This is a genomic window from Fibrobacter sp. UWB11 (genome assembly GCF_900143015.1).
Lineage (GTDB): Bacteria > Fibrobacterota > Fibrobacteria > Fibrobacterales > Fibrobacteraceae > Fibrobacter.
Window position 1 is genome coordinate 391,104 of sequence record NZ_FSRT01000002.1, and the last position, 21,207, is coordinate 412,310.

13 protein-coding genes are annotated in these 21,207 nt (G+C 50.4%); 1 reads left to right on the forward strand and 12 read right to left on the reverse strand.

What is annotated here, in order from left to right; translation table 11 throughout:
• The first annotated feature begins 107 nt into the window (after positions 1 to 107).
• Positions 108 to 1,607: a prolyl oligopeptidase family serine peptidase gene (locus tag BUQ91_RS10150; protein ID WP_074209176.1), complete on the forward strand. Its 1,500-nt coding sequence runs from the start codon at positions 108 to 110 to the stop codon at positions 1,605 to 1,607.
• 373 nt (positions 1,608 to 1,980) lie between these two features.
• On the opposite strand, the gene BUQ91_RS10155 is transcribed toward BUQ91_RS10150, so the two are convergent.
• From BUQ91_RS10155 to BUQ91_RS10205, 12 genes are all read right to left on the reverse strand, one after another.
• Positions 1,981 to 3,639 carry a sialate O-acetylesterase gene (locus BUQ91_RS10155; protein ID WP_074209177.1) on the reverse strand — a complete coding sequence of 553 codons (1,659 nt, stop codon included), beginning with the start codon at positions 3,637 to 3,639 and terminating at the stop codon, positions 1,981 to 1,983.
• 264 nt (positions 3,640 to 3,903) lie between these two features.
• Positions 3,904 to 5,511, reverse strand: coding sequence for a sialate O-acetylesterase (locus BUQ91_RS10160; RefSeq protein ID WP_254842320.1), 1,608 nt, complete (start codon positions 5,509 to 5,511; stop codon positions 3,904 to 3,906).
• Positions 5,512 to 5,599: 88 nt separating this feature from the next.
• Positions 5,600 to 7,675, reverse strand: coding sequence for a carbohydrate-binding protein (locus BUQ91_RS10165; RefSeq protein WP_074209179.1), 2,076 nt, complete (start codon positions 7,673 to 7,675; stop codon positions 5,600 to 5,602).
• Between the two features lie 196 nt (positions 7,676 to 7,871).
• Positions 7,872 to 8,003 (reverse strand): hypothetical protein, encoded by a 132-nt coding sequence (locus BUQ91_RS15955; RefSeq protein ID WP_256375015.1) that lies wholly within the window; start codon positions 8,001 to 8,003, stop codon positions 7,872 to 7,874.
• Between the two features lie 27 nt (positions 8,004 to 8,030).
• Positions 8,031 to 9,839: a hypothetical protein gene (locus BUQ91_RS10170; RefSeq protein ID WP_074209180.1), complete on the reverse strand. Its 1,809-nt coding sequence runs from the start codon at positions 9,837 to 9,839 to the stop codon at positions 8,031 to 8,033.
• Between the two features lie 72 nt (positions 9,840 to 9,911).
• The gene (locus BUQ91_RS10175; RefSeq protein WP_074209181.1) at positions 9,912 to 10,172 is read right to left on the reverse strand and encodes a hypothetical protein; all 261 of its coding nucleotides are present in this window, start codon (positions 10,170 to 10,172) and stop codon (positions 9,912 to 9,914) included.
• A 103-nt stretch (positions 10,173 to 10,275) separates the two neighbouring features.
• On the reverse strand, positions 10,276 to 12,468 hold the full coding sequence (locus BUQ91_RS10180) for a carbohydrate-binding protein (RefSeq protein ID WP_074209182.1): 2,193 nt from the start codon (positions 12,466 to 12,468) through the stop codon (positions 10,276 to 10,278).
• Positions 12,469 to 12,723: 255 nt separating this feature from the next.
• The gene (locus BUQ91_RS10185; protein WP_074209183.1) at positions 12,724 to 14,946 is read right to left on the reverse strand and encodes a carbohydrate-binding protein; all 2,223 of its coding nucleotides are present in this window, start codon (positions 14,944 to 14,946) and stop codon (positions 12,724 to 12,726) included.
• 187 nt (positions 14,947 to 15,133) lie between these two features.
• Positions 15,134 to 17,362, reverse strand: a complete 2,229-nt coding sequence (locus tag BUQ91_RS10190; RefSeq protein WP_074209470.1) for a carbohydrate-binding protein — start codon at positions 17,360 to 17,362, stop codon at positions 15,134 to 15,136.
• Between the two features lie 122 nt (positions 17,363 to 17,484).
• Positions 17,485 to 18,702, reverse strand: coding sequence for a hypothetical protein (locus tag BUQ91_RS10195; protein WP_074209184.1), 1,218 nt, complete (start codon positions 18,700 to 18,702; stop codon positions 17,485 to 17,487).
• A complete protein-coding gene (locus BUQ91_RS10200) occupies positions 18,699 to 19,565 on the reverse strand; it encodes a DUF4423 domain-containing protein (RefSeq protein ID WP_074209185.1) in 867 nt (288 codons plus the stop codon). The genes BUQ91_RS10195 and BUQ91_RS10200 overlap by 4 nt, the downstream gene beginning before the upstream one ends.
• Before the next feature lie 410 nt (positions 19,566 to 19,975).
• Positions 19,976 to 21,166: an FKBP-type peptidyl-prolyl cis-trans isomerase gene (locus tag BUQ91_RS10205; protein WP_074209186.1), complete on the reverse strand. Its 1,191-nt coding sequence runs from the start codon at positions 21,164 to 21,166 to the stop codon at positions 19,976 to 19,978.
• Positions 21,167 to 21,207: the final 41 nt, after the last annotated feature.

The window sequence follows — 21,207 nt, forward strand, 5'->3', positions numbered from 1 at the left end:
AAAGAAACATCCATCTATATTTGTGGTAGGCCTGGCAAGAGTCTCTGGATAAGGCCAGGCCGGGTGTATTAAAAGGGTTGGAAACTTTTAACTTAAAAGGAGTCGTTATGACCATGTCTAAATTCATGGCATTCACGGGAACAGTAGCTTTGCTTAGCTCACTTTCCTTCGCTTGGAGCATCAGTGGCGTTGTTCAGAAAGAAAGCGGACAGCCACTCTCTGGCGTAAAAATTAGCTCGTTCAACTTCGCAGGGTTCGAAACCGTTTCCGCAGCGGATGGTTCCTTCGCATTGAGCAATGATGGAATCGGCATTCACGGAGTAGCCGCACCGAAGGCCTCCATTACCTTCAATCACAATGTAATCAGCATTTCTAACGTTAAAGCACAAACCATCACAGTATCTGTTATGGATGCTCTTGGCAAGGTTTGCGCTTCCAAGACAGAACACAACATCGACGGCTTTATGCAGGTCGACTTGAACAAGACTATGGCAAAGGGCGCCAAGTTCCTCCGCATCAACGCCGATGGAAATCGCGCTACCTACCAGATGGGCAAAACGGTCACCCTCATGAAGGAAGGCGATCCGCTGCCGTTCTTGCAGTTCGCAAAAGATGGATACCAGAACGCCACCTACCAGGCCAAGGCCGAAATCGAAACAGGCGTCATCGTAAGGATGACCAAGGCTAGCGCCCAGTCCAGCTCTAGCAAGAAAGTTGAATCTAGCTCTTCCGCTAAGCCGGAAAGTTCTTCCGAAAAGGCAGAATCTTCTAGCAGCGCGAAGATTGAGCAAATCATCGTTGACTGTGCTGGCAAGACTGCAAAAGCCGGTGACCAGACTGTAAAATTGACCGTCAAAGGCAGTTCAGGCCAACGCGAGTTCATCATGCATGTGCCGAGTGCCTACAAGGGCGACAAGGCCGTACCGCTCGTTATTGACTACCACCCGATTGGCGGTTCAGGTTCAGGCCAGATGGGTAGCACGACCTACAAGAAACTCACCGACCCCGAAGGCGTTATTTCCTTGTACCCGCAAGGCACCACAAAGACGATGGGCCCGGGTTGGAACGTCGGTCCTTGCTGCTCCAACGACGATGACCTTGAGTTTACTCGTGAAATGATCAAGTATGTCAAAGAAAAAGCCTGTATCGACCCGCAGCGCATCTACGCAACCGGTTTCTCGATGGGTGGCGGTATGAGTAACCACGTGGCCTGCATGATGTCCGATGTCTTCGCCGCAGTTGCTCCGGCAGCTATGGACTTGAACAAGACCAACAGCGCCAAATGCACGAAGGCACGTCCGATTTCTGTCATCAACTTCCGCGGTACAGCTGACAACGTCTGCCGTTACCAGGGTGGCGATAGCGGCTTCAACGACGGTTTGAACTTCCTCGGCGCCGAAGGCACCTTCAAGTACTGGGCAGAAGCAGACGGTTGCACCGGCTCTCCGACAACGAACAAAGATGGTTGCCAGGAATACTCAAACTGCAAGGACGGCGTGAAGGTCGTGCTCTGCACCAAGCAGGGTGGTGGCCACGAACAGGGCAATGGCAATATCGGCTGGCCGTTCCTCAAGCAGTTCACGCTTCCGGCAGAATTCGTGAAGTAATGAATCAAGTTTGATTTCATAATTCATCCTATAGACACTACAAATCGCTCCGGCAAAAGCCGGAGCGATTCTTTTTTGCACCTAACGCTAGCGCAATTACCGGCAACAACCGCGCGGCAGTCCCTTCCCCAAACCACGCAACCATTTACATATCGCGCAATCGTCGTTACGAGAAAAAGGCCTCCACATCACATACTCAAAAGGGCCCCGGCTTTCGCCAGGACCCTAAGAAGTCTCTCATTTAAATTTTATCGTGTTACGTTGCGCTTTAAGCCTTGCGACTGACTATGCCGCGTTTTACCCGTATATGAAGCCCAAAGCGACAGCGACGACAAAGAAGAAAGCGATTTGCTTTACTACTACCAACTCGTTTTTATTCATGTATCACCACCTTTTTCGTTAGAGATTTATCCCCGTTCTTGCGGACAAAGAACACTCCCTTTGCCTGCTTACGGAGTTTTGCGTTTTCCCTCACTAGATTCATCGCTTCGTCCATGCCCTTTGCGGTAAATGAACTGAGCTTAATGCCCTGCATGTCGAACACACTAAAGTTGCTTTCGGCTTCGGTCATGCTAAAGCGTACATTCTTGATTCCGATAGGCGGCTGGGAACTGATGGCCTTGAACTCAACGTAGTCGATATCAATCCAGTCATTGGTGATTTCGAGCTTGAGTTCGTGTTCGCCCTTGGTGAGCGTTACCTTGCCACCTTCCACTTCGGTAAATGTATCAAAGCCCTTGCCTTCGTTTGCGATTTCCGTACCGACCTTCTTGTCATCGATGTAGAGGACAAAGCTACCGGTTCCGTTTTCGCCAGCGACATTGGCTGTAATTCCGTAGTCGCCATCGGCTTCAACATTCACAGTGTACTTGAGCCATTCGCCCTTCTGGCAGTGGCCCACGGTAATACCCATGTTCGGCTGGTAAATGTCGACGTCATCCTTGCGGAGTTTGCCGCCTTCGTTACCCTTGCTTTCGTCATGGTAGGCTTTTTCGGCACCGCCCTTGTTGTAGTTTTCAGCCTGCACCTTGCCCGGGATAGCGATAGCTTCGGTGTACGGGCCATATTCCTCGGGCGGTTCATCCGGAACCGTAGACTGGCTCGGGTCCACAAGGTTTACCGGCGGAGCATCCGGATCAATCGTCTTGTCGATAAGCTTGAGCATTTCAGAGCAGTAGCGCTTGCCAAGTTCAATCACGCCGGCACGACCAAAGTGATACGGGTCCTTGCCGTTACCCTGCAAACCCTTGGAAGAAGCAAGCCCGAACTTTTTGAAATTGTTCTTGAGTTCGCGAATGCCGCCGTTCTTGCTAGAGCAGCAGTTCTGGCCTTCTTGGAGGAGTTCGCCTGCAACAAAGGGCACTTCGTTTTCGTCCAAGTCGAGAGCGTCAATCACGTCCTTATATGTCTTGTAAACCGTCTTGCGCCAGTTGGCATCGGTACCGTCACTTTCGCCCTGATGGAAAATGAAACCCTTGATGACACCCACTTCCTTTGCCTTCTTGGCAAGTTCCAAAATGCGTCCCGGAGGGTTGTTGTCGTAATCTCTGGGCCAGCCCCAAGACATGATATCCTTGCCATCACCTCTGAAATAAGCTTCGTACTGGTCCTTGTCAAAAGCGCGGATGCTTACAGCACCGATGGCGACCGGGATAATGCCCACGGTCACGCCCGGCAAGGAATCCACCATCGCGCGGCCAAAGTAGTCTGCCGGGGAGAGGTTTTCGAACGGGTGGAACATCGGCGGAATAGCCGCCACCCACTCACCCGTCTTGAAAGACTGGTTCGTTTTGCCGCTACGCTGGCTAGCATTTGCATTATGCGAAGCGAGCATGATAAAGTTCTTGGGCGGATTTGCCTGGTCCTCGGACGGGACGATATCACCGTTGCCCGCCATGTTGGACTGCCCGTAAGCAATGTAAATATGGAAGTTCGGGTTCGGAGCGGCATTTGCCCCCACCGCAAACACAGAAAGCCCAGCGGCAACGCCAGCAAGGGCCATGAATTTTTTGAAGTTTCTTTCCACTCTCATTTTTATATCCCTTAATCCAAAAATTATCCTTTTTAAAACTATCCTCTAAAAGCGGATTTAGCACGCCTGTAAGCTCCATATAATATGGACGTTTTGTCAATGAATTGCGAAATTCGTTCAAAAAGCGCATTTTGTAAAAAAAAAGAGTCCTAGCTTTCGCCAGGACCCTTTCATGGAGTCTCAATTTTTTACCCGTACACGAGGCCTAGAGCCACTGCGACGACTACGAAAAACGCAATCTGTTTTACAACAGCCAAATCTTTGCTATTCATAGACAACCACCTTCTTGGTCATGAGGCTTGCACCATCCTTGCGGATGAAGAACACGCCCTGAGATTGCTTACGGAGATTTGCATCAGTCTTGACGAGATTCATTGCATCAGCCATGCCCTTGGCCGTGAACGTTCCGAGCTTTTTGCCCTGCATGCTGTACACGCTAAAGCTACTTTCGGTTTCGGCCATGTCAAGGCGGACTTTTGCAATAGCGTTCGGCGGATCTTCCGACGGCACGCTAAATTGAATCCAGTCGATGTTTACGTAATTGGCGGTAATTTCGAGCTTGAGCACATGCTTTCCGGCCTTCAAGGCGACCTTTTCCTTCACGGATATCGTCTTGTACGTGTCCCAGGAATTATCGGCGGTCTGCGGTACGGAAACTTCATCCGTAATAGCCTTTTCGTCGATGTAGAGCTTGAACGCAGAGGTGGAATTACCGGCAGCGACACTAGCATCGATATTGTATTCGCCATCGGCCTTCACGTCAACCGTATATTCGAGCCATTCGCCTGCCTGCGTGTAACCAAGAGCAATGCCATCAGCGGTCTTGTACAGGTCAACGCCCGTATCCTTGCGGTAATCGGTATCGCCATGGTTTTCGGAATCTTCATCGCTGTAAGAGGCATTGCTCGTGCCGTCTTCATTCTTGCCGATACCAGGCTTGTCAAAATCTTCGACTTCGACCTTGCCCGGAATAGCAATCGCAGAACCCTTGAACGGTTCCTGCGGAACCGGGTCTACAGGCGCCACATTGATGAGCTTGAGCATTTCCTGCGCATAACGCTGGCCCATGCCGCGGTAGCCTTCCACTGTAAAGTGGAGACCGTCGCCCTTGCTGCCGTAGCCCTTGGAGCTTGCATAGCTAAAGTTCACGATGTACTTGGAAAGATTATGCACGCGGCTGTTAAAGCCTGCGCACGAACCGCCGTCGACCATTTCGCCAGCAACGAACGGAGTTTCTTCGGCATTCAGGCCAAGCTGCTTGAGCATGTATTCGTAGGTTTTCTTGACAATCTGTTCCCAGTTGCTCATGCCGCCATCGGTTTCGCCCTGGTGGAAGATGATGCCCTTGATGACGCCCTTTTCCTGAGCCTTCTTGGCGACTTCAATAATGCGGCCCATGGCATTGCCATCGTCACCGTAAGCCTTGGCTCCGTTCTTCAGCCAGCTTTCCGCAGAATTGAGGTAATTCTTGTAATCGTCCGGGTCAAACAAGCGGATACTCGTACCGCCCTGAGCCACCGGAATAATGCCAATTGTCACGTTCGGCAAGGAATCTGCCATGTGGCGGCCAAACCAGTCAGCCGGAGAAAGGCCGGCATTACACTTGAACATCGGAGGCACGGCCGGGTACATCTCGCCCACCGTCGGGCGGCCAAGATTCGAGCAAGACGTGGTCGCAAACATTTTTACGCGAGGATGTTCCTTGCCATCGACATTCTTGTCGAAGTTCGTCGCGTTGCCTTCCATGTTCGACTGTCCGTAGGCAATGTAAATATGGAAGTTTGGATCCGGAGCCGCATTTGCACCCGTGACCGCAAACATCGAGAGCCCCGCCGTTACGCCCGCGAGAGCCATCAACTTTTTGAATCTCATTTCCACACTCATTTTTTATCTCCTTTTTTCAAACTCTCAAAAAAAAACGGGAGCCAATTGCTCGACTCCCGCTTTAGGAATATGAAATTTATTTCGCCACAGAAATGCGGTAGGCCTTGCTGCCCTTGAGCGACTTCACAAAGTAAACGCCATTCTGGTGCACAACGCTCTTGGTCATGCGCTGGACATCTGCCTTAGTCGTGGCTTCGAACTTACCCACCAGCACGCCGTTCATATCAAACACGCTGTAGTTTTCAGCCTCGGTCGGCATGCGGAAATTAGCACCGCGCAAACCAATCGTCTTATCGTCCGGATCGGCAGCATCCTTGCCCTTTGCAAAGTTGAAGTAGTCGATATCGAACCAGGAACCCGTCACCGTCATGCGGAGGATATGTTCGCCAGCCGGGAGTTTTACGTTGGCCTTGACCTTGGTAAATTCATCGAAACTTGAGCCCGAAAGAGCGACATTTTCAACAAGCGTTTCGCCATCCAGGGAGAGTGAGAATCCAGACGTTGAATTACTCGTAGCGACAGAAGCGAACATGGTATAATCGCCTGCTTCCTTCACGTTCACGGAGTATTCAAGCCATTCGCCTTCTTCGTTGTAGCCCACAACGTAGCCCGTTGCCTTCTTGTAAATGTCAACGCCCGTACCTTCGCGGAAATTCGTTTCGCCACGGTCCTCGGAATCATTTTCGTAGTAGGATTTGTTAGCCTTGCCTGTACCCGGAACGTCAAAGTTTTCGACTTCGATCTTGCCCGGGATTTCAGCGACCTTGCCGCCAAAGGGTTCACGTGGCACAGGATCTGCCGGAGTGCCAACGCCAACGAGCGTCACGATGCAATCCTTGTTGCTCGAATTCCCTGCATCCATTGAAATCGTCACGGAGCCGTTCTTGACTTCGACTTCGCCTTCGTACTTGGCGTTCTTTGCTTCGCTGGTGGTGTACACGTGGAAGGACTGGACATCGGCGCCCTGCACCTTCACGGTGACACTCTTGGAATTTTTGTAGTCGCGGTTCACGAGCACCACAATCACAGAGTCGCCATCGGCACTCTTGTAAGCACTTGCAAAAACTTCCTTCTCGGGATTTGCCGTAGCGCCCACGCGGACAGCCCCCGGGCGGACAAATCGAGCAAACTGGCTCATCACGTAACCGCGCTTAGAAATCTTGCCGATTTCGTTCTGCGGAATCTGGAGTTTGTTGCCAAAATCCTTTTCCATGATGAGGCCGTAGCAGCGGCGGATGTACCACCAGGTGTACTGATTGAAATTGCCCACGACCATGGCGCGGTGGATTTCGTAAGCCACGTCCATGGCGTTCACGGTATCGCGCTTGTTGGCATTCGCCTGGTCACCCGTATTCGTAATCGTGCGCCAGTAGTTACCGCTGCCCTGGCTTTCGGTGTAGTGTTCCGTCATCCAGCGTTCGACTTTTTTCTGATCGGCAAGGCTGTACTGGAAGAAGTTGTCCCCAGTCCTTCGGTCACTCGCGTAAAAATGCGCGCCGAGAATGTCCCAGTTCTTGAGGGCATTGGCATCATTCAAGACCTTGTTGTAGAGGTTCTTGTCATAACGGAAGGATTCTGTAGAAATCACCTTCACGCCGTTTTTGCGCATCTTGTCGGCATAGCCCTTGGTGAAGTTGTAGATTTCGTCGGCACTCCAGCAGGCCCATTCACCGCACCAGTCCGGTTCGTTACTGATGGAGATAGCGTACAGGGGAACGCCCTGATTCTTCATGTAATCGTTAAAGCTATTCAGGTGGTCCACATACTTCTGGTAATTCGAAGAAGACATGTGCTGGTTCGCCCCTGCGTACGGCGATGTCCACGGAGTCGCATAAAGGATAAAGTCATCGCCGGCGTACTTTTTGGCATACTTTGCGGCCTGAACTTCCTTGTTGAAGTCATTGGAATTGGCGTAAACCGGAATACGGAGCGTGTTGAGGCCGATTGTGCCATCGCCCGTACCAAAAGCAATCTTCGCATCGGCTTCGGAAAGGCCGCCACCGCCCTGCCACTGGTTGTGCACCATGCCACCAAAACCGCGAATCACCTGGTGTTCTTCGGTCACGTCTACGTTCACAGTAGAAGCAAGCGCCGGAATAGCCAAAGCTAAACCAAAAGCGGCAACATTCAAAACATTACCCAAACTCTTCATTGTTTATCTCCCAATTAAAGATTTAACCCCTACACAAAAGGTTGCAATTTAAATCTATACCTCCCCCGTGGACATCTCGCAAAAGCGGGAAAATTTTCCGTTGACACTTTGGTAATGAATGAAAAACTCTATAAAAGAGTAAACAAAAAAGCCCCCAAACCGTTAGGTTTGGAGGCCATTTTTATTAGACTAGAGTCTATCCCAAGACATCGCCAAATGATGGAGGATCCGACGGCGAAGCTTCCAACAGATGGCCCTGATGCTTGAGTTCAACCACTTTCACTGTAGGGGTTGAGTATTCTTTTTTCTGTTCGGTTTCGTTTTTCATATTTACCCATTCGTATTATTGAATGTTTTACTTTTTCAAATAAACGCCCTTGGCCATGTGGCTTGCATCGCGGACAGAACGGCCCTTCAGGTCGTAAGTCTGCTTCGTATGGTTCAGGCGGATTTCTCCGGTGCGGCTGTTGAACTGGCCAATAACCGTCGTCTGTTCCTCGCCATCCTTTTTGCGGTCAACCACAACAACGTTCATCGTTTCCGGAATGTCGTTGTCGATAGATGCAGTCTGGCGCAAGACATAGGCACCGTTCGAGTTAACCGATTGCGGTACCGGACTCTTGTAGATATAGGCGCGGAGTGGCTTGATGAAGGCGCCTTCGCCCACCTTGACAAACTGGCCAACCGAGATGTCAGACGTGGCGGTACCCGCAAAGCCATAGGCCGCAGCCTTGTTCGTACCCAACACTTCCGGACTGTTGGCATCCCAGGTTTTGCCTTGGACAACGCCACGGAATACATAATTACCATACTTATTGTAATCATCAGACTGCATTACATCAAAATCACCATCCTCTGTCGGAGTCGCCTTAAGAACAAGGTCAGTCGTTTTATTGATTACAATGTTCGTTGCTTGGGATTTGAGCTTGATTAAATACGGCTTGTACGCTTCCATCGTATATGATACACTTAACCAAATACTGCGCCAAACAAGTTCCACAGCCACATACTTATTATTACTTTTATCAACGCCTATGCCGAGGAACTTGAAGACCAGATCTAAATTCTCGATTTCTTCAGCCTTGATTTCGAACGGGAACATAATAGTGGAATAATTATTTCCCCCTACGACAACAGGGAACGTACGTTTAAAAATAATCGTGTCAACAACCGTATCCTTCGCAAAGTTCACAGCTTCATTGCCGCTATAATCGCCGTCAATAATACCAATAGTCTTGCTACCAGGAGTTACAATTTCGACAGCTTTTGCTGGGCGCATGAAAGGATTTTCTTCAATACTTCCTTCTACATCATCGACGGTAACAGTACCGACAAGTCCATCAGATCCTCCAATGCTATAAGGAGCTTTCTTTCCCTTTATTGCTATAACTTTAGCAACATCTTTTGTAATTGTAACTTTTCCACAGGACCCACTGTTTCCACAGCCAATGCCGGCAGCACCTTTACCTCCCATTCCCGGCATCTCATCACCTCCCATTGCTATAATTTTACCGCCACTGATAGTTATATCGCCACACCCCGATTCTTCATAACCGCCACCGCCAATGCCAGCTGCATATAGACCACCAGCGGCGGTAATTTCACCACCTTCGATAGAGATATTGCCTCCATGAGCATCCATGCTAGAGCCAATGCCGGCCGCAGTGAAACCACCCGTTGCTTTAATTACACCACTTTTGATAACTATATGGCCACAATTTGTATAACGGTTACAGCCGATACCAGCTCCATAACCATTGCTACTTGCTTCAAGGGAACCATCACCCTCAATTGTCATCGTATATTTTTGGCCATTTCTATCATCTGGCACCTGGACGCCCGGGAAATTACGATCATACCCCTTCATGATATTCTTCCCCGTAAGAACGAGGGTACAGTTCCCCAGACACCTAATACCAGCCGATTCAAAACCATTATTCGCGCCAAGAACTTCAGCGTTTGAAAGCGTGATTCTAGCATTGTTGGCGACAAAAATTCTGACCTTCCTTTTAGTCCCATCAATGGTACCATATATGACATCACCATCCTCTAGCAAAAGTGCTTCACCATCTTTAGGATAGACTGAGATATTGTATTCCGTTGCTGCAAACGTTGCTGAAGCAACAAATAATAGTGCAGAAACCACACGATATATATTTTTCATATAAAATTCCTTTGTTATGAGTCGAGCATCCCTCAAAAATTACATAAATCATACATTTTTAACACGACTTCGTCAAGTTTGTTTATAATAAAAAAACACCTCGGAGCACTCGCTCCGAGGCGTAACAATGCCTTGCGGCATCATTAGGGTGTGTGGTTTAGGAGGATCTTTTAGATGAATACGGCTAGGGCAGCGGCTCCATAGCCAAAAACAGTTGCTAAAGCATTCTGCTTTAAACTCATAATCATCATCCCATAACTTCCCTTGCATGATTGCAAGATTTTCCACTTTGAAATTTAGATTTTCTTTTGCCAAATTCCCTATTTCTGCCATTTTTTATCATTGACATTTTGGTAATGGGGCAGCGATAAAAAACACCCCAGAGCTTTTGCCTTCGGGGTGCTTTTCGTTATTTGGTTTCGGAATTGTATGAATTTTATCTAGCAACAGACGTCATGAAGGTCTTGCGGCCGTCAATGCTCTTGAGCATGTAAACGCCCTTGGTAAAGCCCGCCTCGGAGAGCGCGACTTCAGCTTTTTTACCCCTGAGATCCACCGTGCCCATGAGCTTTCCGCTCACGCTATACACGCGGAATTCGCGGGAGCCGTTCGTCTGGAACCGCACAGCGTTCCCGATACCCACCTTTTCCACATCGCCAAGAGAGAACCAGTCCACGTTCACATTGTCGCCCGTAATCACGAGACGGATTACATGAGTGCCCTTGGTAAGCTTGGCCTTACCACCTTCGAATTCCTTATAAACGCTCCAGTCCTCGCCAGTCTGCGGAACCGTAATGGTATCGCCAATTGCCTTGCCGTCGGCCAAGAAACAGAAGCTTGCGCTTTCCATGCCTGTAGAAGCCGAGGCCTTGATGGCATAATCGCCATCTTCCGGAACTTCGACCGTGTATTCGAGCCATTCGCCAGAAGCCGTGTAGCCAATAGCCTTGCCCGAGCCGCCTTCGACAATATCAACGCCCAAATCTTCGCGGAACTTGGCATCGCCCTGGTTTTCGGAATCGTTATCGCTGTAGGAATCGACATCGCCACCGCGGCCAACGCCCGGGATGTCATAATGTTCAGCTTCAATCTTTGCCGGGAGCGTCACAGCCTTTTCGCCATACGGTTTCTGCGGTTCCGGAGGAGTCGTGCCACTGCCTTCGAAGCCCCAAGCCTTGATAGCCATCGTGGAGTCCTTGGAACCCTTGAACACGAAGAACAACTGTTCGACAATACCCTTGAGGCCTTCGACTTCGCAGGAGTTATCGGCAAAAGAGTTCTTGCTGCCGGTATTCTTGAGCGTGCAAGTGCCAGCGAGCGTACCCGTTGCAGAGCCCGTGCGGATTTCAATCTTGTTGCCATCATCCGTGCTTGCGGCCTGAACGGTCAAGCTCGTTGCAGCCGTGCCAAAGTCAACACCCGAAACGCGAATCCAGGATTCCTTGGTAGAAAGCGGGAGCAAGAGGTGTTCTGCGACCTTGCCCGGAGCCCAGTTCGAACGGCTACGGATGCCCTTCTGCTTGGAGCTCGTCAAAGCCGGGTACCAGTCATACGGATCAAAGTTTTCAATCTGCTTCGGGCCTTCCTTCGTGAAGGTCAGTTCCTTCATCGTCCCGTCGGCATTGTAAGTAAATTCATCGACGCTCACGCTGCGGTGGAATGCCGGCACCGGATTCGGGCGGCCGTCGTCAGCAGGAATCTTTTCCAAACCGTCATAGCCGTTTGCAATGCGACGGTCATGATAAGCCACATACCAGTGCCCCTTGAATTCGGCAATGCCATGATGGTTGTTGTTGTTCGCATTGATGTTCTGGCCGCCAATGTTCGGGTTCCCCATGAAGATACCCTTATATTCGTAAGGACCCATCGGGTTCTTGGACATACCGTAAGCAATACGCAAATCGGCCGTACTGTAAGAGAGGTAATAGTTGTCTTTGTACTTGTGGATATAGGATGCTTCCATCGCTTTTGGACCGCCGATTTTCAGCTGGGTCTTGGAGCTCACATCGAAGCCCTTCATATCCTTGTTGAACTTGTAAATATTGAAGATATTATTGTTGTTATTGGCTGCCGGGCGGCTATTGCTTTCGCCACCGCCAAACGTGAAGTAGCCTTGGCCATCGTCATCGAAGAAAATTGCCGGGTCGAAGCACCAACCAATACCGTCGCAGTCCGCAAGACCGCCACCCCAGTTGTTGATGAGCTTCTTGTTGCCAGAGACAGGGTTTGTCCACGGGCCAGCAATGCTGTCGGCACCGATGAGGCCAACGCCGCCACCACCGCCATCCGGGAATACAATGTAGAGTCTACCATCGTTCGGGTTCACCGCAATACCGGAAGCCCAAATATCGCCAATACCGTCGACCTTGCGGGCATCGTAAATGATACCGAAGTCGGTCCAGTTCTTCATATCCTTCGTGCGGAAACCGTAAAGGGCCTTGATATTATAGCCATTGGCATTCGATGCAGCAGGGTCATCCGAGTCGGTTATGACATAGAAATAAGTATCATCGGCAGCGGCACCCGGGTCGGCCAAGTAATGGTAAGCCGAAATCGGGTTATCGGCAAGCGCGCTCACACCAAAGCCCGCAAGCATCCCAAATACTGTTACGCTCTTAAGTAGTCTCATTGTTCACTCCTTAGGATCGATTACACACCGTCAATCCATCTTTTTTTATAAAACTATCTCAAAAAACGCCCCAAAGAGCCACTTTCGCCATATCTATTATGGACAAAAAGTCAATAAAAGGCTACGCCTTATAACTTTTTTTTCAATCCTAGAAGTACGTAAATCATTACAATTCGATAAAAAATGCTGTTAAAAAAGCAAAAAAAGGACTCCTGAGCGAGGAGTCCTTTCTAGAGGTGTGTGATTTATGGAAAATTAGCGGTTTCCGCGGACTTTTGCGACCGCGCCATTTTGACGGTTGCGGATGATGCAAACGCCCTGCACGTTCTTGGACTGCGGATTTTCGCGCCAGAGCTTCTTTGCTTCGTGGATATTGCGAGCCGTGAAGCTAGAAACCTTCTTGCCGGTCAAATCGAACACGTCGAAGTTTGCGACTGCATCTGCACCAAGCACCCTGAAGCCCTTGATACCAATCGTTTCGTCGTCCGGGTCCTTGGCATCCTTGCCCTTAGCAAACGTCATATAGTCGATATCGAACCAGTCGCCCGTAACGGCAAAGCGGAGGATATGTTCGCCGGCCGGGAGCGTCACGTTGGCCTTGACCTTCACAAAGTCATCCCAGCTGTCGCCGGAAACCGGGACTTCAGCGATGGACTTGTCGTCAATGGAAAGCGTAAAGCTAGCCGTGGAATTGTCCGTTGCCACAGAAGCAAACATCGTGTAGTCGCCAGCCTCCTTCACGTTCACGGTGTATTCGAGCCATTCGCCAGACTGGTTGTAGCCCACGACATAGCCTGTTGCCTTCTTGTAGATATCCACGCCGGTGTCTTCGCGGTAGCTCTTGCCACCGTTTTCAATGCCATGGTCGTCGGAATCGTTTTCACTGTAGGACTTGATTTCGCTACCGCGGCCAGAGCCCGGAATGTCGAAGTCTTCCATTTCAATCTTGCCCGGGATTTCCCAAGCCTTACCGCTAAACGGCTTCTGCGGTTCCGGCGGAGTCGTGCCACTGCCTTCGAAGCCCCAAGCCTTGATAGCCATGGTAGAGTCCCTGTCGCCCTTGAACACGAGGAACAACTGCTTTACAATGCCCTTGAGGCCTTCAACTTCGCACTTGTTTTCGGCATAGGTATTCTTGTTGCCAGTATTCTTGAGCGTGCAAGTACCAGCGAGCGTACCCGTTGCAGAACCAGTGCGGATTTCAATCTTGTTGTTATCGGCAGCGCTTGCAGCTTCGACTGTGAAGCCCGTTGCAGCCGTACCAAAATCAACACCCGAAACGCGGAGCCAGGATTCCTTAGAGGAAAGCGGGAGCAACACGTGTTCGGCAGCCTTGCCCTGCACAAAGTTAGAGCGGCTGCGGATGCCCTTCTGCTTGGAGCTCGTGAGTGCCGGATACCAATCGTACGGGTCAAAGTTTTCAATCTGTGCCGGACCTTCATCCGTCACCTTCACCGTCTGAATGGTGCCGTCAGCATTGTAGAACATTTCGTCTACGGAAACGCTACGGTGATAGCCTTCGTTCGGTTTCGGCTGACCGTCATCGGCCGGAATAATTTCCAGGCCGTTATGGCCCTTGGCAATACGGCGGTCATGATAGACAACATAAGAGTGGCCCTTGAATTCGGCAATACCATGGTGGTTATTGTTGCCGTTGATGCTACGACCGTTCATGCTCGGATCACCGAGAATCGTACCCTTCCAGGTGTAAGGACCCATTACGTTGTTAGATGTGCCATAGTCAATCGTCGGAGCGCCCTGCTGCCAACCGGTACTGTAAGAGAAGTAGTAAGTACCCTTGTGCTTGTGGATGTAAGAAGCTTCGAGCATTTTGCGGGTCGGCAAGTTGTTCACCTTCACATGGGAACCGTTGCCCACCGGGGCGTTCTTGGCATCGTTCAACTTGACAATGTCGAAGTTATCAGTGTTTGGACGGCTAGTGCTTTCGCCGCCGCCCCACGTCACGTAGGTGGTTCCGTCGTCATCGATAAAGATACCCGGGTCAAAGCACCAGGAAACGCCATCGCAACCGATAATGCCACGGCCACCAACAAGCTTATCCTTGCCCTGGCCCACAGCATTTGTCCAAGGACCTTCAATAGCAGGCGCCTTGATGTAGCCAATGCCGCCGCCACCGCCATCGGGGAACACGATATAGAACGTGCCGTTGTGTACCGCGATGCCAGATGCCCAAATGTCGTTAATACCGCTCACCTTGCGGGCATCGTAAATAATGCCAAAGTCGGTCCAGTTCTGCATATCCCTACTGCGGAATGCATAAAGGGCGTAAATCTTGTAACCGTTAGAATTAGCAGGCGCCGGATCATCGGAGTCCGTGATGATGTAGAAGTAATCATCGTCAGCAGCTGCACCCGGGTCAGCCAAGTAGTGATAAGTAGAAATCGGGTTGTCAGCGAGAGCGCTTACTCCAAAGCCCGCCATCAATCCAAACATCGTTGCTTTCTTAAGTAGTTTCATAACACTCCTTAGGATCGACCATACACCGTCAATCCATCCAATCTAAAAGTATGTCCAAAATCACAAAAAAGAACGCGGCGGTCCGCAAGCATCATGGACAAAACGTCAACGAGACCGTAAAGATTTGGATGCAAAAAAGGCCCCTCTTGCGAGAAGCCTTTATTGGATGGATGCGTGTATTAAGAAATTAGCGGGTGGTGCGAACCTTGGCAGTAGCACCAGTGCTACGGTTGCGAATGAGGCTGAAGCCCTGCACACCATGGGCGCCTTCGCGCCAAATCTTCTTAGCATCGGCCAAGTTGTGAGCCACAAAGGAGGCCACCTTCTTGCCGGTCAAATCGAACACGTCGAAGGTTGCGGTAGCCATCGCATTCATGCGAATCTTCTGGCGGATAGCCACTTCTTCACCTTCATCCGGATCCTTGGCGTCCTTGCCCTTTGCAAACTGGATATAGTCAATGTCCATCCAGTCGCCAGTCACCGTAAAGCGGAGAATGTGCTTACCAGCCGGGAGCTTCACGTTAGCCTTCACCTTGCTGTAGTCGTCATAGTTTTCTTCGCCATCGTTCTTCGGAACAGCAATCGATTCCGTAATATCGTCGCCATCGACGGAGAGCTTGAAGCCCGAAGTTGCATTGGCAGAAGCCACCGCTGCAAACATTGTGTAGTCGCCTTCTGCAGCCACATCCACGGTGTATTCCAGCCATTCATCTGCCTGGTTGTAACCGACGACATAGCCTGTTGCCTTCTTGTAGATATCGACGCCCGTGCCTTCGCGGTAGCTCTTGCCATCGTTGGAATCTGCACCATGGTCATCGGAATCATTATCGGCGTAAGAATCGTTACCTGCGCCATAGCCCGGTTCATCGAAGTTTTCCATTTCGATCTTGCCCGGAATTGCCCAAGCCTTGCCGCCAAACGGAGTCTGCGGTTCAGGTTCGCGCTTCGTGCCCTGGAATTCCCATTCCAAAACACCCATGGTCGAATCCTTGCCATTATTCTTGAACACGAAGAACACCTGGTCGATAACACCAGTAAGGCCCTTCATTGCGCAATCGTTATCCACGAAGGTCTTGTTATTAGCGGTCTTAGCAAGTTCGCAAGTACCGGCCAACGTGCCGCTCGCGCTACCCGTATGGATTTCAATCTTGTTGCCTTCGCCCACGTTAGCGGCCTTGATGCGGAGGTTTTCAGCACCCTTACCGAAGTCCACGCCAGAAACACGAATCCAAGATTCGCTACGGCTCGTAAGCGGCAAGAGCACATGCACAACGGGCTTGCCCTGAGTCCAGTCCGTACGGCTACGGATGTTCATCTGCTTGGAACTCGTCGTTGCCTTGTAGGTCTTGTACGGGTCAAAGTTCTTGATTTGCTTCGGTCCTTCACGGGTGAAGGTGAGCTTGTTCATCTTGTCGCCACTCCAGGTGAGTTCGTCGATGGACACGCTTCTGTGGTTTTCGTAGTTCGGGTTTTCGGAACGCACGCCCTGCTGCGTCGTTGCAGCCGGATGGTTATCGGAAGTCACCAAGCGACGGTCGTGATACACGGCATACCACTTGTCCTTAAAAGGAGCGAAGCCCTGGTGGTTGTTACCGCCTTCGCCATGAGCGTCCGGCACAGAGCCAATTCCCGGAATGACTGTACCCACAAAGGTATAAGGCCCCCAAATATTGTTAGACATACCATAGTCAATCACCTGGCTACGGTTGTTGAAGCTCAAGTAATAGGTGCTACCCTTCTTATGCAGGTAAGGAGCTTCAAAAGAGTTCGGCAAAGAGACCTTCTTCAAGGAGTTCTTGTCGAAAGTAATCTTGCCATTGCTTTCGGTAAAACTGATAATGTCAAAGTTGTTGCCGTAGGGGCGCTGGCCGCTTTCGCCACCACCGAAAATCACGTAACCCTTGCCGTCGTCATCGATCAAGATGCCCGGGTCAAAGCAATGCGCAATGCCATCGCAACCTCCGATAAGACTTCCGCCACCAGCAATTCTGTTGACACCATGGGTTTCCTTAACGGGGTCGGTATAAGGCCCGTCGATAGCCGGGGCGGTAATCATACCCACGCCGCTTGCACCATCGGGGTAAACGATATAGACCTTACCATTCTTGACGGCAATGCCCGATGCCCAAGTATTGTTCGGATAGTTCCCGAATTCACGCCTGGAGCGGAAAATCATGCCGTGATCAGTCCAGTTCTTCATGTCTTCAGACGTGAAGGCGTAAAGGCCGACAATATCGTAGTTCCAGTTCGTCTGGTTGTTATAGTCATCCACATCGGTCAAGATGTAGAAGGTATCACCGTCAGAGGCGCAAGAAGGGTCCGCCAGATAGTGATAGCTAGAAATAGGGTTGTCAGCAAGCGCACTTACACCAAAGCCAGCAAATAAGCCCAGTGCAGCCAAACGTTTCATGTTCATACACACTCCTTCGGACCAGCCATACACCGCCAATCCATCCATTATTAATCTACCTCCAAACAACAAAAAAAGACCTGCAAAGCGATGCAGGTCCATTGATAAAATGTCAATAGTGGATAAATCTACTCTTCTTTCCGGACAACGCTCTTCTTCACAACCGGGGCGTACGGGTCAAAGATACCGTAGCCAAAGACTTCGATATCGTCCACCCAGACTTCCGTATCCATAGCGCCGAAGATGCCAATCTTTGTGACACTGTCCTTCACCGCTTCCCAACCGTAGTTACCGCCATTGCTGTCAGCCGTATCCAGTTCCGCCGGAATCACGGTAAACTGCGTCCAGACCGTATCCGCATCGAAATGGCGCCAAGACTTGATATTGTCAGAACTTGTCACAGAATCATCGTTTACGAACCTGTCGAACGAGAACGAGACTCTAGACGGGGCCGAGACGCGGACCCAGAAGCGGATGGAATCCAGATTGCTCATGTTGACATAACCGCCAAGTTCACGACCGATAAGTGCCCAGTCCCACTGGGCCGCAGAATCGCGTTTGCAGATAAAGTGGGCGGCCTTACCTTCGCGACCAAGACCTGCCGATTCAATGTTGAAGCGAACCTCAGCGTTGAGCGATGCGGTAGCTTCCCAAACGCCAGCGCCATTTTCAAAGTCGTCAAATACAAAATAGTTCTTGACGTACGCAGAGTCGCCTAGATAAAGCCCAGCATCGGACTGCGCACCGACGTCTGCCTCAATGCGGCCATATTCCGTAACCGAGTCTGCGTCAGTTTCATTTACAAATGCAACAATCTCAACATTGCCGTTCGGGAGCGATTCAAATTCAAAGTAACCGGTAGAATCCATCGGGACCTGGTAGTCCAAGCCCTGCACAGAAACGGTTGCAGAACGGCGGACCAACTGCGGAAGACCGACACGACCGGAAACCTTGGTCGGTTCAGAAACTTCGACTGTCAAAGGAGTCGTGGAATCAGATTCCACATAGGCAATCTTTGCAAAGCCCTTCAAATTCAAGGAATCATTACGGGCTTCGATTACATAGGAGCCCGACGGGACATCAGACAGAACCACTCGGCCCTGTTCGTCCGTTTCGAAATGCAACTGGTAAAGGGAGTCCGAACCCAGTTCGGTTGCACCCGACAAATAAGATTCAGGGCGGACAATAACGTCCATACGTGCAGCAGGCGTGCCATCGGCCAATTGAGTAAGCACCGCGATGGAATTTTCCGTTTCCATCGACGATCCAGCGGTACGACCGCTATCGCAGGCGACATTGCACAGTGCCAACGTCGCCAAACCATATGTCCACGCCCGTTTAATCATTTTTTATCTCCTGCACCTTCCCCTTTTATTATAGTATTTTCCGAAGCCCCTCCTTTACGGGCTACCGGGTAAAATGCCATAGAAAGCTGCATAACACGATCAGGATTCTTGGCTCCGTCTACTCTTTTTTGGACTAAACGGCGGAATTCCCTCAACATGTCGCCCAAATCCTCGAAGCAGGACTGGTCTACAGAAAGAGTCAGTGTAGAAATATTGCGTTCATTGACGGGGACATTTTCGAGCGCATCGCTCGCAAGGCTCAACACCTGGCGCTGGAAATTGCGCACAGCCTTGGCCTTTTCGGGGCCCCCTACTGTCAAATGGGCTTCGGTGAGAGCAAGCTTACCCGATGCAAGCTTTTTCACGAGACCGACGCTCTTTAAAGTTTCAATGGCTTCGAGAGCCTGATCCTCGGTAATCGGCGGGCAAATGTCCCTTGCAATCTGCTTGACATTTACCACTCCACCGTTCAATTCCAGGTAGGCGCGTACCGCAGGAATCCACCAGTTTTCAAGAAGTTTAAGTTCGGCGGCTTGCAAAGAATGGCGTTCCACATCGCGGAGCGAAAGGGCCTTCGCCATAAGTTCTTCGCGCTTGGTCTTATCCTTGCTGACAGCAGCAGAATAGAGGAGGTCGAAGTATTCGGCCTCGCGACCACTCAGCGCAAGGATTTCCTTTGCCGCAGGTAATGCATGAGCAGGCAAGTGCTGCTTCTTTTGCAATACGCGATAGAGATAGCTGGAGTCTAGCCCGAGCTTATCACCCATCATGCGGTAGCTGTAGAAGGGCATCTCGACCTTGCGCCTGTCGTAGAATTCCTTCAAGAAGTCGCGGTAATCCGCTATGTCAGAAAAAGTAACCATCAATATCTAAAATATTTAAAACTTACCGCTGGGAACCTACAATGTAAACATTTGGTATGGATATTTTGTCAATGGGTAGGTCATTGGGTTAGAGAATGTGTCATCCTGAGCGGAGTCCGTAAGGGCGAAGTCGAAGGATCTAGTCATTGGTTATTAGTAGGTAATTAAAGATAATAAATAGATAGAATATCATTTTTGAGGGAAATGGCGAAAAAACGACTATTTCACAATTTTTTTGAACTTTCCGCAGAAAATTAATTTATTCAAAATAAATAAAATTTCAATTGACGCCAAATTTGCATCGCACAAAAAAAAGCCCGCGCACGGCGGACTTTTCTATTATAACCAAGACTTCGCTGGATTGGGCTAATGCCGTTCAGGATGACGAGATTGAAGGCGGGCGTTCTAACTTATTCTTCGCCGAGGTATTCCACAGCAAAGATAAGCGTTGCGCCACCAGGAATCGGACCTGCGCCGCGGCTACCGTAGCCAAGACCTGGCGGCACCACGAGGATTCTCTTTTCGCCGGGGAGCATGCCCTGCACGCCGAGTTCCCAGCCGCGAATTACGTTGCCTGCACCGAGTTCAAATGCAAACGGCTGACCGCGATCGCGGGAGCTATCGAACTTGTAACCGTTCACCATCCAGCCCGTGTAATGCACAATAGCGCGGTGGCCAGAACGAGCCGGTTCACCTTCGCCCTGCTTCACGACAGCATAGCGCAAACCTTCAGGGCCGTTTTCGTACTTGAGGAGCGTCGTATCCGGGAAGAAGTCCATGTTCTTTGCCAGTTCCGGATCCAGTTCAGAAGAAACCATTTCAACGCGGAACACGAGCGTAGAGTTCGGCGGAATCATCGAGAACGCCATAGCGCCGTAACCCATCGCCGGAGAAACGCGCAACCAGCGCACGCCGCCTTCGCGCATGCCCTCAAGGCCTGCTTCCCAGCCCTTGATCATCTTGCCTGCGCCCATCACAGCTTCGAGCGGCTTGCCCAAATCCTTGGAGCTACCGAACTTGCGGCCCGACAAGAGCCAGCCCGTGTAGTGAACCTTAATGGTATTGCCAGCAGCATTCAACTTGCCGTTACCGACCTTTTCGTCATAGACCTTGAGGCCTCGGCCCATGTCGCGCCACTTGAGTTTTTCGACATCGGCAGGGAATTTGTCTGCTTCGAGCGGCTTTTCAGCATGAACAAGTTCAACAACGAACATCAAATCGCTGTTAGGCGGAATACCTTCGAGCGAGTTGTCGCCATAAGCCATCACCGAGGGCACCGAGAGTTTGCGGACTTCGCCAATCTTCATGCCCAAAAGACCTTTATCCCAACCTTCAATCACCTGGCCCACGCCAACCGTGAATTCAAGCGGTTTTTCGCTGTAATAGGAATTTGCAAAATACGGAACTTCTATAGTCGAATCGGTTGTCGCTTTGTTCACAATGGCACTGTCTACTGCCAAATAGCCTTTATAATGGACCTGGATCAATTGACCTGCACGAATGGGCTCTCCACTACCTTCCTTGAGCGTTTCAGAGCTGAACGGAACAGCCCAAGCAACACTACAAGCAAGTAACACAAGAAAAAACTTTAATTTTAACATAATATCTCCTATCTTATAAAATAGAAAATGCTAGTTTTTGA

Bases quoted from the DNA above. Each gene is read 5' to 3' on its own strand.
- BUQ91_RS10150 (WP_074209176.1), top strand. From the start codon at position 108: ATGACCATGTCTAAATTCATGGCATTCACGGGAACAGTAGCTTTGCTT.
- BUQ91_RS10155 (WP_074209177.1), bottom strand. From the start codon at position 3,639: ATGAGAGTGGAAAGAAACTTCAAAAAATTCATGGCCCTTGCTGGCGTT.
- BUQ91_RS10160 (WP_254842320.1), bottom strand. From the start codon at position 5,511: ATGAGATTCAAAAAGTTGATGGCTCTCGCGGGCGTAACGGCGGGGCTC.
- BUQ91_RS10165 (WP_074209179.1), bottom strand. From the start codon at position 7,675: ATGAAGAGTTTGGGTAATGTTTTGAATGTTGCCGCTTTTGGTTTAGCT.
- BUQ91_RS15955 (WP_256375015.1), bottom strand. From the start codon at position 8,003: ATGAAAAACGAAACCGAACAGAAAAAAGAATACTCAACCCCTACAGTG.
- BUQ91_RS10170 (WP_074209180.1), bottom strand. From the start codon at position 9,839: ATGAAAAATATATATCGTGTGGTTTCTGCACTATTATTTGTTGCTTCA.
- BUQ91_RS10175 (WP_074209181.1), bottom strand. From the start codon at position 10,172: ATGGCAGAAATAGGGAATTTGGCAAAAGAAAATCTAAATTTCAAAGTG.
- BUQ91_RS10180 (WP_074209182.1), bottom strand. From the start codon at position 12,468: ATGAGACTACTTAAGAGCGTAACAGTATTTGGGATGCTTGCGGGCTTT.
- BUQ91_RS10185 (WP_074209183.1), bottom strand. From the start codon at position 14,946: ATGAAACTACTTAAGAAAGCAACGATGTTTGGATTGATGGCGGGCTTT.
- BUQ91_RS10190 (WP_074209470.1), bottom strand. From the start codon at position 17,362: ATGAACATGAAACGTTTGGCTGCACTGGGCTTATTTGCTGGCTTTGGT.
- BUQ91_RS10195 (WP_074209184.1), bottom strand. From the start codon at position 18,702: ATGATTAAACGGGCGTGGACATATGGTTTGGCGACGTTGGCACTGTGC.
- BUQ91_RS10200 (WP_074209185.1), bottom strand. From the start codon at position 19,565: ATGGTTACTTTTTCTGACATAGCGGATTACCGCGACTTCTTGAAGGAA.
- BUQ91_RS10205 (WP_074209186.1), bottom strand. From the start codon at position 21,166: ATGTTAAAATTAAAGTTTTTTCTTGTGTTACTTGCTTGTAGTGTTGCT.